We start from the raw sequence: 12142 nt of genomic DNA on the forward strand, positions 1-12142 counted from the left end.
AGAGTCTTTAAAAATAGTCAGTTAATTCTCATTTGTCAACCTTAAACAACTCATTTTAACCCTTATCGGAAGCCGCTTTCCACCGCCGGGGGTGCGTCCTGCCGGGGGCCTCAAATTCAGGTCACCGGCGCGCGAAAATAACGCTTTATTACGCCGCTGCAACGCAACCGGTCAGAGCTGAATTTCCTGCTCGATCACGGTTTCCCTGTCGGCTTCGGCCTCCTCCTCGGCGCTCTTGGGGAAAATCACGTCCTTGTAGCGCAGAAGTCCGGTCCCGGCGGGGATCGGATGGCCGATAATGATATTCTCTTTCAAGCCCTGCAGGTCGTCGCGAAGCCCGTTGATCGCGGCCTCGGTCAGCACACGGGTGGTCTCCTGGAAGGAGGCCGCCGAGATGAAACTGCTGGTGGTCAGGCTGGCCTTGGTGATTCCCAGCAGCAGAGGCATGCTGGTGGCCGGCTCGCCGCCCTCGGTGATTATCCGCTCGTTCTCGCGGCGGAAGTGGTGCTTGTCCACATTCTCGCCCTCGAGGAAGTTGGTGTCACCGGGATTGACGATACTGACCTTGTTCAGCATCTGGCGCACGATGACGCCGATATGCTTGTCGTTGATCTTTACGCCCTGCAGGCGGTAGACCTCCTGGATCTCGTTGAGCAGGTACTCCTGCACCGCGCGCGGCCCCTTGATCTTGAGGATGTCGTGCGGGTTGATCGGGCCCTCGCTCAGACGGTCGCCGCTGCGCACCCAGTCGCCCTCGTGCACCCGGAGGTGCTTACCGTAGGGGATAAGGTACTCACGGAGTTCGCCAACCTCGGGGGTGACGATGATCTGGCGGTTGCCGCGCACAATCTTGCCGAATGTCACGCGCCCGTCGATTTCGGTGATAACCGCCGGGTCCTTGGGCTTGCGCGCCTCGAACAGCTCGGCCACTCGCGGCAGGCCGCCGGTGATATCACGGGTCTTGTAGATGTCGCGGCCGAGCTTGGCCAGGATCGTACCGGCAGCCAGCTCGTCCTTGTCGTTGATCAGCAGGTTGGCGCCGGTGGGGATAATGTAATCCCGGATTTTCTTGCCCTTCTTATCGACAATCTCGATATGGGGGTGATATGCTTTCTCGCGGTCGTCGATAATCACGCGCTGACGGCGGCCGGTGATTTCATCCAGCTCCTCGCGCAGGGTGATATCCTCGACTATATCGGCGAAACGGACCTTGCCCTTCACGTCGGTCAGGATCGGATTCGAGTGCGGGTCCCACTCGAAGAGCAACTGCTCCTTCTCCACTTTCTGCTTGTTCTTGACATGCACCACCGAACCGTAGGGGACGTTGGTGCGGCCGCGGACACGGTCCTCACCGTCCTTGATCACAATCTCGCCATCGCGGCTGACCACCACCAGTTCGCCATCGGCATTTTTCACGGTACTGATTTCGTCGTATTCCACCGACCCGTCTACCGGCGAACTCTTGTGGCTCTGGGCCGCGATCCTGCTGGCGGTACCGCCGTAATGGAACGTACGCAGGGTGAGCTGGGTGCCGGGCTCGCCGATACTCTGAGCGGCGATAATCCCGACAGCCTCGCCGATTTCCACCGGCCGCATGGTGGCCAGGTCGCGGCCGTAGCATTTCTGGCACAAGCCGCGCTCGCTCTCACAGGTCAGCACCGAGCGGATCCTGACGTTTTCGATTCCGCTCCCGTCGATAGTCGCGGCTTCCTCCTCGGCGATCTGGTTGCCGGCCTTGACAATTACGATCGTGTTGCCGTTGGCATCCTTGTTGATCGGGTCGATCACGTCCTCGAGCGCCACACGGCCGACAATCCTGTCGCGCAGCGGCTCGATAATTTCCTCGCCTTCCTTCAGGGCGCTGATATCCAGTCCCAGGATGGTTCCGCAGTCTTGCTCGGTTATGGTCACGTCCTGGCAGACATCCACCAAGCGGCGGGTAAGGTAGCCGGCGTCGGCGGTTTTCAGCGCGGTGTCAGCCAGCCCTTTGCGGGCGCCGTGGGTGGAGATGAAGTACTCCAGCACGGAGAGTCCCTCGCGGAAATTGGAGGTGATCGGCGATTCGATAATCTCACCGATCTGGCCCGTGATTTTCTTCTGCGGCTTGCCCATCAGCCCCCGCATGCCGGCAAGCTGGCGGATCTGCTCGCGGCTGCCGCGGGCGCCCGAGTCGGCCATCATGTAGATCGGGTTGAACCCGTCGTTGCTCTTGCGCAGGGCGATAAACATCTCCTTGGCCACATCGCTGGTGGTGTGAGTCCAGATGTCGATCACCTTGTTGTACCGCTCACCGTCGGTGATAGCGCGCTGTTTGTAGGCCTTCGTTATCCGGTCAACGTCGTTGCGGGCCGAGGTCAGCAGCTCTTCCTTGCGCTTGGGAATCAGCATGTCGGTGACTCCGACCGTGATACCGGCCCAGGTGGCGTAACAGAAACCGAGGTCCTTGAGGTCATCCAGCAGCTGCACCGTGCGCTTGTGCCCGGCCTCGCGATAGGACTTGAACACCAGATCGCTCAGGACGTCTTTTTTCATTACCTTATTTATAAAGCCCAGCTCCTCGGGGAGGATCTGGTTGAAAATCACGCGGCCGACAGTGGTATCGAGCCAGTGATCTCCGACCTTAAGGCTGATCTTGTCGTGAAGTTCGAGCCGGCCGTTTTCGTGCACGCGGATCGCATCGTTCTGGTCGATAAACTTCATCGGCTCGTAGCCCTCCGGCTCGATATGGCGGTTGCGGGTCAGGTAGTAGCAGCCCAGGACAATATCCTGGCTGGGACTGGCCACCGGAGTCCCGTTCGAGGGCAGCAGGAGGTTGTTGGCGCTGAGCATCAGCACCCGGCACTCGATCTGGGCTTCGTAGGAGAGCGGCACGTGGACCGCCATCTGGTCGCCGTCGAAATCGGCGTTGAACGCCGGACAGACCAGCGGGTGCACGCGGATCGCCTTGCCCTCGACCAGGATCGGCTCGAACGCCTGGATCCCCAGCCTGTGAAGCGTGGGCGCGCGGTTGAGCAGCACGGGGTGGTCGCGGACAATCTCTTCGAGGATATCCCAGACCTCGGGCTGCTCTTTCTCGACCAGTTTCTTGGCGCTCTTGACAGTCTGGACGAAGCCTTTTTCTTCCAGTTTGCGGATGATAAAGGGCTTGAACAGCTCCAGGGCCATAATTTTGGGCAGGCCGCACTGATGGAGTTTCAGTTCCGGGCCGACCACGATCACCGAACGGCCGGAATAATCCACGCGCTTGCCGAGCAGGTTCTGACGGAAACGGCCCTGTTTGCCTTTGAGCATGTCGCTCAGGCTCTTGAGCGGGCGTTTGCCGCGACCGCGGACCACGCGGGTGCGGCGGCCGTTGTCGAACAGGGCGTCCACCGATTCCTGCAGCATCCGTTTCTCGTTGCGCAGGATCACCTCGGGGGCGCGCATTTCGACCAGCTTCTTGAGCCGGTTGTTGCGGTTGATCACCCGGCGGTAGAGATCGTTCAGATCACTGGTGGCGAACCGGCCGCCCTCCAGGGGCACCAGCGGTCGAAGGTTGGGCGGAATCACCGGCACGACGTCCATGATCATCCACTCCGGGTTGTTGCCCGAGAGACGGAAAGCCTCGACCACCTTGAGCCTTTTGAGCAGACCCTTCTTGCGGTGCGGCGAGGTCTCGACCTTGACCAGGGAACGCAGTTCGCTGGAAACGTCCTCGATATCGATCTCGCCCAGCAGGAGCTTGATCGCGTTGGCGCCGATTCCGGCCTTGAAGCCCTCGTAGCCGGCTTCCTCGGCGTCCAGGTACTCGTCCTCGCCGATCAGGTCGCGTTTCTTAAACTTGCTGTTTCCCGGCTCGATAACCACGTAGTTGGCGTAGTACAGCACTTTTTCCAGATCGCGGAGCGTCATGTCCAGCAGATAGCCCATCCGGCTGGGCAGGCTCTTGAAGAACCAGATATGGGCGACCGGCACGGCCAGTTGGATGTGGCCCATCCGCTCGCGGCGCACGCGGCTGAGTGTCACCTGCACGCCGCACTTGTCGCAGATCACGCCGCGGTAGCGGATACCCTTGTATTTGCCGCAGTTGCACTCCCAGTCCTTGACCGGGCCGAAGATCTTTTCGCAGAACAGGCCGTCGCGCTCGGGCTTGAAACTACGGTAGTTGATCGTCTCCGGCTTGGTAACCTCGCCGTAACTCCACTGCTTGATCTGGTCGGGAGAGGCAATACTGATCTGAATGTACTTGAAAGAGTTTCGTCTGCTCTCGCGCGGGTTTCTCAGATCTATCATGTGCACCCTCTTGAGGGTAAAATTGAAAGTTTCTCAAATTATTCCAGTTAACAAGCTGCGGCCTCAGGGGCCCGGGAGTCCTCAGTCGTCATCCTTGCCCAGCACCACCGACAGGCCCAGGCTCTGCAGCTCCTTAATCAGCACGTTGAAACTTTCCGGTGTACCCGGCTCGGGCAGGTTGTCGCCCTTGACAATCGCCTCGTACACCTTGCTGCGGCCCACGACATCGTCGCTCTTGACCGTCAGCATCTCCTGTAGAGTGTGGCTCGCCCCGTGGGCCTCCAGGGCCCAGACCTCCATCTCGCCGAAACGCTGTCCGCCGAACTGGGCCTTGCCGGCCAGCGGCTGCTGGGTAACCAGTGAATAGGGGCCGATCGAGCGGGCGTGGATTTTGTCTTCCACCAGGTGGCTCAGCTTGAGCATGTAGATATAGCCGACCGTTACCGGGGAGTCGAATTTCCGGCCGCTGCGCCCGTCGCGCAACTCAATCTTGCCCTTGGCCGGCAGGTTGGCCTTCTCCATCAGCTCGAAAATCTCCTCCTCGCTGGCGCCGTGGAACACCGGCGTCTCGACATCCATGCCGAGCAGGCGGGCCGCATAGCCGAGGTGCGTTTCCAGAATCTGGCCGACGTTCATCCGGCTGGGCACACCCAGGGGGTTGAGGACGATTTCCACCGGGGTCCCGTCGGGCAGGAACGGCATATCCTCCTCGGGGACGATTTTGGCCACGATACCCTTGTTGCCGTGACGGCCGGCCATCTTGTCGCCGACAGCCACTTTGCGCTTCTCGGCCACGTACACCTTGACCAGCTGCACCACGCCGGGCGCAAGCTCATCGGGAGCCTTGATCTTTTCTTCCTGGGACTTGGCATATTTCCTGGCCGTTTCGATCCTCGCCTCGGTCTCGGACACCAGGCTCTTGATCTGCTCGGTTACTTCGTTCTTCTCGACCGTGATCGTACCGATTTCGATCTTGTTCCAGTCGATGTCCTTGATCATCGCGGCCGTCAGTTTTGTGCCTTTCTTGAACTGCTGCTTCTCGGTGTCTTTGTTGAACAGGCAGACCACTTTCCGGTTCCTGAGCAACTTGGCAAGCTGCTCGCAGGTGAACTCGCGGATGGCCTTGATTTTCTCTCTTTCGCGGTGTCGCTCCTGCTCCAGCTGGGCCGAGTGGTCGTCGGTGATCAGCGGATCATCGATCAGGCGGCTGAACACCTTGACGTCGATCACCACACCCTCGATTCCGGGCGGGATTTTCAGCGAGGTGTCCTTGACGTCGCCGGCCTTGTCGCCGAAAATGGCTTTCAGCAGACGCTCCTCGGGGCTGAGCTCGGTTTCGCCCTTGGGGCTGACCTTGCCGACCAGGATGTCGCCGGGGCCGACTTTGGCGCCGATACGGACAATCCCGCGCTCATCGAGATTGCGCACCGCGTCCTCGCCCACGTTGGGGATCTCGGCGGTGATTTCCTCGGTGCCGCGCTTGGTGTCGCGCACCTGGATGTCGAGTTCCTGGATATGGATCGAGGTGAACTTGTCGTCCTTGATCAGTTTTTCGCTGATCGCAATCGCGTCCTCGTAGTTGTAGCCGTACCAGGGCATGAACGCGCAGAGCATGTTGACGCCCAGGGCGAGCTGGCCGCGGTCGCTGGAGGCCCCGTCGGCGATAATGTCATCCTTCTTGATTTTCTGTCCCAGGTCGACCAGGGGGCGACGGTTGATCGCGGTGTCCTGGTTGGTGCGTTGAAACTTGCTCATCCTGTAGGTATCGCGCTCCGGCATGGCGTTGAACAGGCCGGTTTCAGTCCGCTCTTTCTCGTTAACCAGGACCACGATCTGCCCGGCATCGACATATTCCACCACTCCGCCGCGGCGGGCGGTGATCACCGTGCCGCTGTCGCGGGCCACGCGCTCCTCGAGTCCGGTCCTGACCACCGGGGCCTCGGGATTGAGCAGGGGCACCGCCTGGCGCTGCATGTTGGACCCCATCAGCGCGCGGTTGGCGTCATCGTGCTCAAGGAACGGGATCAGCGCCGCGGCCACGCTTACCAACTGAGCCGGAGCCACATCGATAAAGTTGATTTCCCTGGGCGGCACGCGAAGGTAGTCGTTGCGCTTACGGCAGAGGATCAGATCGTTGACGAGCTTGCCGTCCTTATCGGTGGCCGCGTTGGCCTGGGCAATCACGTACTTGCCCTCCTCGAACGCGTCCATGTAGACGACCTTCTCGGTCACCTTGCCATTGGTCACCTTGCGGTAGGGAGTTTCGATAAACCCGAGCTCATTGATCTGGGCATAGGTGGTCAGGCTGGTGATCAGGCCGATATTCGGTCCTTCCGGCGTCTCGATCGGGCACATCCGGCCGTAGTGGCTGAAATGCACGTCGCGGACCTCGAAGCCCGCCCGCTCGCGGGTAAGACCGCCGGGGCCCAGGGCGCTGAGGCGGCGCTTATGGGTCAGTTCGGCCAGGGGGTTGGTCTGGTCCATGAACTGCGAGAGCTGGCTGGAGCCGAAAAAGGCGTTGATCACGGCACTGATCGTCCGGCTGTTGACCAGGCCGTCGATCTTCAGGCCCTCGTTGCTCTGCAGGCTCATTCGCTCCTTGATCAGGCGCGCCATCCGGTTGAGTCCCAGGCTGATCTGGTTGGCCACCAGCTCACAGACACTGCGGATGCGGCGGTTGCCCAGGTGATCGATATCGTCGATCTCGCCCTGGCCCTCGCTGAGGGCCACCAGGTAGCTGATCACGGCGATAAAGTCTTCCTGGGTCAGCGTGGTAACGTCCTCGCTGATTTTCAGGTTCAAGCGCTGGTTGATCTTGAAACGGCCCACCAGGCCGAGGTCGTAGCGCTTGGGGTTGAAGAACAGCTTGTCGATAAAGTCGCGGGCGATCTCCATGTTCGGCGGGTCACCGTTACGCAGCGCCTGGTAAATACGGGTCAGCGCTTCTTCCTCGTTATGGCAGTTGTCCTTGAGCAGGGTATTTTTGATCAACTTGTTCTCGAGACCCTTGGTGGCCGGCTCGTAGATATCGATCTTGTCGAACCCCTTCTGCTGAAGGCTGCGGGCCAGCGAACTGGTAAGCTCCTGCCCCAGTTCGGCCACAACCTCGCCGCTCTCCTTGTCCACGAGTTCCTTGGCAAGCAGGTAGGGGGTCGAGGCCTCGCGCTTGCGGCGGCTTTTGCCGGCAATTTTCTTCAACTCGGCCTTGCCCTTCTTGTAGAACATTTCGATAATCTGATGGTCCTCGGGGTAGCCGAGGACGCGCAGCAGGGTGGTGGCCGGGAACTTTTTCTTCTTGTCGATATGGACGTAGAGGCAGTCGTGGATATCCACGTTGAACTCGACCCACGAGCCGCGGAACGGGATTATCCGCGAGCTGAACAAGCGCTGTCCGTTGGTGTGGATATTCTCCTCGAAAATCACGCCGGGCGAACGGTGCAGCTGGCTGACAATCACCCGCTCGGCCCCGTTGATGACGAACGTGCCAAGCTCGGTGAGCAGGGGCAGTTCGCCGAGGAAGACTTCTTTTTCGATAATGTCCTTGATCTTCTTCTTGTTGCCGACAGTCTCCTTGGCAATCAGCCGCAGGGTGGCCTTGAGCGGGATCGCGTGGGTCATGTCGCGCTCCTGGCACTCCTCGACAGTATACTTGGGTTCGCCGAGACTGTATTTGACAAACTCCAGGGTGAAGTTGTCCTGGTAGTCGGTTATGGGGAAAACCTCGTTGAACACCTGCTGCAAGCCGAAATTCTTGCGTTCTTCCGGCGGCGTCTCCTTCTGCAGGAGCTTAGCGAAGAAGTGGGTCTGGATATCCAGCATATGCGGCATCGCAACAGGCCGCCTCAGCTTGGCGAACGAGATTGTTTTCAGTTCGTTACGCGGCTTCATGAATTAACCAGTCTCCTGATTTTGGATTGGTCAGAGTACGACAAAAACGGATCAATCGAGCAGCGGGACAACTCCGCGGGGAGGGCCGGCCGAGGATCCGTTTCGGCAGTGCTAACAGTGCGAAAAGGGACAGTTAAGCTCACAGGTTCCGTCTCATCGCTCATCCTCCGGAAACCCGTGCCGGTCGTGTTTTGCACGAGGGTTAACAAGCTTATCAGTCCCCGACTCTTCTGGTTAAAAGTAACGGGCAGTGAGCGGCGCGCCGCTCATCGCGCGGGATCTGTTTGTAATCGCCCTGATCAGCTGTTTGAGCCTGCCTCCGTTTCACAGAAGTGGAATTCCGGTACGGCCCGTCTTGAATAGCTGCCCGCACCGGGTAAGCATCAACCCCGGACGGCCTCAGCCACACACGGGGTGCAGCTGAAAACTACTTGACCTCGACAGTGGCGCCGGCTTCTTCCAGCTTGGCCTTCATCTGCTCGGCCTCTTCCTTGGTGACGCCTTCCTTGATCGGCTTGCCTGGATTGTCCACGACGTCCTTGGCTTCCTTCAGGCCCAGGCTGGTCAGCTCACGCACGGCCTTGATCACCTGGATCTTCTTTTCGCCAATCGAGGTGAGAACTACGTCGAACTCGTTCTTCACTTCCGCGGCGGCCGCTTCGTCGCCGCCGGCAGCCGGGGCCGCCGCCATCATCGGAGCGGCCGCCGAAACGCCGAATTTTTCCTCAAGCTCTTTTACGAGCTCGTTCAGCTCGAGAACGGTCATGCTCTCGATTGCTGAAATGATATCATCTTTCGATTTCGTCGCTGTTGCCATCTTACGGATCCTCCCGGGAGAATATGAGTTGAAATATGAAAGTATAGCCTCAGTCAGCTGATTCCTTGGCCTTGGCCACCTGCGCCAGCACCCGCACCGCGCGGGCGATAGTGTCGTTGAGCACGAAGACCAGACCGGAAATCGAAGAGTTCAGGCTTCCCATCAGCTTGGCGATAAGCTCGTCCCTGGTGAGCAGCTTGGCCAGCTGTTCGATAGTGGAAGCGTCCACGACCTGCTCGTTCATCATACCCACTTTGGGCTTGAAGCCTTCGTGGTTCTCGCGGAATTTCGAAATAATCTTGGCCGCGGTCACACCCTGGTCGCTGCTGATCACCAGCGCAGTCGGGCCCACGAGGAAAGGTTCGAGGCTCTGCCAGGGAGTGTCCTGCACGGCGTGCCTGACCAGAGTGTTCTTGGCCACCATGTACTCGACTTCGGCTTCCCTGAAACTGTTGCGCAGGCCGCTGACGTCTTTAACGTTGACGCCGGTGAAGTCGGTCAGGAAGACGCTTTCGGCCCTGCTCAGTTTGTCCTTCAACTCGTCTACAGCCGCCTGTTTTTCTTTTTTGTTCATGATTCCTTTTACTCCCTCCGAACTTCAGACTCGCGCACCCGTGCGCTATCAGCGGCGATAGAGGTTCGTATCCAGTTTGAACCCCGGCCCCATCGTACTGCTGACCGTGATCTTACGCAGGTACACACCCTTGGCCGAAGCCGGCCGAAGCCTGGTGATAGTGTCAGCCAGCACGCGGAAATTTTCCACCAGCTTCTGTGCCTCGAAACTCACTTTGCCGATCAGAGCGTGCACGTTGCCGGTTTTGTCCACGCGGAATTCAATCTTGCCGGCCTTGGCTTCCTGAACGGCCTTGCCGATTTCGGTGGTCACGGTTCCGCTCTTGGGGTTCGGCATCAGACCGCGGGGGCCCAGCGCGCGTCCCAGCTTGCCGACCTTACCCATCATCTCGGGAGTGGTGATCACCGTATCGAAATCGAACCAGCCGCCGGCCATCTTGTCGATCAAATCCTGGTCGCCCACGTAGTCGGCGCCGGCCTCGGTGGCCTCGGCCGCCTTGTCGCCCTGGGCGATTACCACTACTTTCAATTCCTTACCGATACCGTTGGGCAGCACGACCGTGCCGCGCACAACCTGGTCGGCGTGGCGCGGGTCGACTCCCAGGCGGAAGGCGACATCCACAGTCTCGTCGAACGAGGCGTATGCCCCTTCCTTGAGCTTGCCCACCGCATCCTCGATAGAATAGCGGATTTCGGGATCGAGCAGCTGACGGGCCGCGCTGTATTTCTTTCCGTGATTAGCCATAAATAGTACCTGCCGTCGGTTTATTCCTCTTCAACAATGATTCCCATCGAGCGGGCCGTGCCGCGCATCATACTCTTGGCCGATTCCAGCGAAGCCGCGTTCAGGTCGGGCATCTTGGTTTTTGCAATCTCCTCGATCTGCGCCTCGGTGATCGTGCCGACCTTGTTCTTGTTCGGCTCACCGCTGGCCTTGGCCAGCCCCACGGCCTGCTTGATCAGCACCGGGGCTGGAGGAGTCTTGGTGATAAAGGTGAAACTGCGGTCGAAATAGATGGTGATTTCCACCGGGATAATCGTTCCGGTCTGGGCCTGAGTCTTGGCGTTGAACGCCTTGCAGAACTCCATGATATTGACTCCGTGCTGGCCCAGGGCCGGGCCCACCGGAGGGGCCGGGTTCGCCTGACCCGCGGGAATCTGCAATTTGATAAAACCGGCTACTTTCTTGGCCACCCTATGCGCTCCTTCGGTCGCGTTTACAGCACCGCTCTACAATTTTATCAGTTCATTTTCTTCAACTGGAGGTAATCCAGTTCAAGGGGCGTCGGCCTGCCGAACAGGCTGACCACAACCCTGACCTTCCCCTTTTCCGGAAAGACCTCTTCGACCCGGCCGTTGAACTCCGTGAACGGTCCGTCGATCACCTCCACGTACTCGCCCACGTTGTAGGGGATCTCCTCGGCGGGTTGGCCCGCCACGGCAACCGTGCGTTCCTCGCGACGGACGACCTTGTTCACTTCGCTCTCGCGCAGCGGGAGGGGCTTCGCGCCCCCGCCGGCGAACTTGATAATCCCCTGGATGTTGCTCAGCGTAAAGAGGGTCTCGTCATCGGCGATCATGTTGATCAGCACGTAGCCGGGATATATTTTCTTTTCGATCTTGACTTTCTTGCCGTTTTTCAACTCGGTGATTTCCTCGGTAGGCACCATCAGTTCGCCGATCTTCGACTCGCCGCTCTCGGCTTCCATCTCCTCGATCAATTTCTCGATCCGCAGCTTGACCTTATTTTCGTGCCCCGAGTAAACCTGAAGAACGTACCATCTGTAATCCGGCATCTGCTGAACCTGCCAAACTGAATTAGTTTTTTTCTCACCGTATCGGCCCCCGCGCTTCGGCAGCGGGCCCGCGCACCGTATCCAGCGTGTGCGCCCTCGAGCCGGACGCTGAGCTAGAATACGATATCGACTCCGAAACTGATAATCTTGTCGACCAGCCAGATGACGCACGCGACGAATATGCAGACCACGATCACCACAGCGGTGGCACCCTTGACTTCCGTGCCGCCGGGCCAGGTAACCTTGCCAAATTCGGCCCGCACTTCTTTCAAAAACTGAACCAGCCGGTCAATCTGCGAAACTATCGACAATGATTTTTCCGCTTGATTCGCCATTTTCGGCGCCCCTGACTTCGGTTACTGTCGTCACAATCAAATTTAATGGCAGGCCAGGAGGGATTCGAACCCCCAACACCCGGATTTGGAGTCCGGTGCTCTAACCGTTAGAGCTACTGGCCTGCACTCATAATACACGTAAGGACTGCTCCGTCGCTAGCGCGATTCCTTATGCAGGGTATGCGAATTGCACGAGGGGCAGTACTTTTTCAGCTCCATCCGGTCGGGATGGCTCCGCTTGTTTTTCGTGTAGTTGTAGTTACGGCCCTTGCACTCCTGGCAGGCCATAATCACCTTGATCCTGCTGCCGCCACCAGCCATTGAATTGCGTCCCTTTTTTCGATGGTTTTTCGATCCGCAGCTTACCGCCAAGTCAGCCATGGCTCTCAGGCAAAGAACCGAGGGAACGCTTTCGGGATCCGATGCCCCCCTCGTATAACCGGCCGCCACTAACCAATCTC

9 protein-coding genes and 1 tRNA gene are annotated in these 12142 nt (G+C 59.1%); all 10 read right to left on the bottom strand.

Annotated features, from left to right (window positions below; all coding sequences use genetic code 11):
- Positions 1–171 precede the first annotated feature (171 nt).
- The 10 genes from rpoC to rpmG all read right to left on the bottom strand — a co-directional run bounded on the left by rpoC (position 172) and on the right by rpmG (position 12002).
- Complete coding sequence (gene rpoC / locus FVQ81_04310; protein MBW7995797.1) at positions 172–4272, bottom strand: DNA-directed RNA polymerase subunit beta'; 4101 nt, start codon at positions 4270–4272, stop codon at positions 172–174.
- A gap of 81 nt (positions 4273–4353) precedes the next feature.
- Positions 4354–8160, bottom strand: a complete 3807-nt coding sequence (rpoB, locus tag FVQ81_04315) for a DNA-directed RNA polymerase subunit beta (protein ID MBW7995798.1) — start codon at positions 8158–8160, stop codon at positions 4354–4356.
- Positions 8161–8587: 427 nt separating this feature from the next.
- Complete coding sequence (locus tag FVQ81_04320; protein ID MBW7995799.1) at positions 8588–8977, bottom strand: 50S ribosomal protein L7/L12; 390 nt, start codon at positions 8975–8977, stop codon at positions 8588–8590.
- 49 nt (positions 8978–9026) lie between these two features.
- Entirely contained in the window at positions 9027–9551 is a 525-nt protein-coding gene (locus tag FVQ81_04325; protein MBW7995800.1) for a 50S ribosomal protein L10, read from the bottom strand.
- A gap of 48 nt (positions 9552–9599) precedes the next feature.
- Positions 9600–10295, bottom strand: a complete 696-nt coding sequence (locus FVQ81_04330) for a 50S ribosomal protein L1 (GenBank protein MBW7995801.1) — start codon at positions 10293–10295, stop codon at positions 9600–9602.
- 20 nt (positions 10296–10315) lie between these two features.
- Positions 10316–10744: a 50S ribosomal protein L11 gene (gene rplK, locus FVQ81_04335; GenBank protein ID MBW7995802.1), complete on the bottom strand. Its 429-nt coding sequence runs from the start codon at positions 10742–10744 to the stop codon at positions 10316–10318.
- Between the two features lie 47 nt (positions 10745–10791).
- Positions 10792–11346: a transcription termination/antitermination factor NusG gene (gene nusG, locus FVQ81_04340; GenBank protein MBW7995803.1), complete on the bottom strand. Its 555-nt coding sequence runs from the start codon at positions 11344–11346 to the stop codon at positions 10792–10794.
- A gap of 113 nt (positions 11347–11459) precedes the next feature.
- A complete protein-coding gene (gene secE, locus FVQ81_04345; GenBank protein MBW7995804.1) occupies positions 11460–11681 on the bottom strand; it encodes a preprotein translocase subunit SecE in 222 nt (73 codons plus the stop codon).
- A 46-nt stretch (positions 11682–11727) separates the two neighbouring features.
- Positions 11728–11804, bottom strand: a tRNA-Trp gene (locus tag FVQ81_04350).
- A gap of 33 nt (positions 11805–11837) precedes the next feature.
- Positions 11838–12002: a 50S ribosomal protein L33 gene (rpmG, locus tag FVQ81_04355; protein ID MBW7995805.1), complete on the bottom strand. Its 165-nt coding sequence runs from the start codon at positions 12000–12002 to the stop codon at positions 11838–11840.
- Between the last annotated feature and the right edge of the window lie 140 nt (positions 12003–12142).

Source organism: Candidatus Glassbacteria bacterium (assembly GCA_019456185.1).
In the GTDB taxonomy this organism is placed as follows: domain Bacteria; phylum Gemmatimonadota; class Glassbacteria; order GWA2-58-10; family GWA2-58-10; genus JAJRTS01.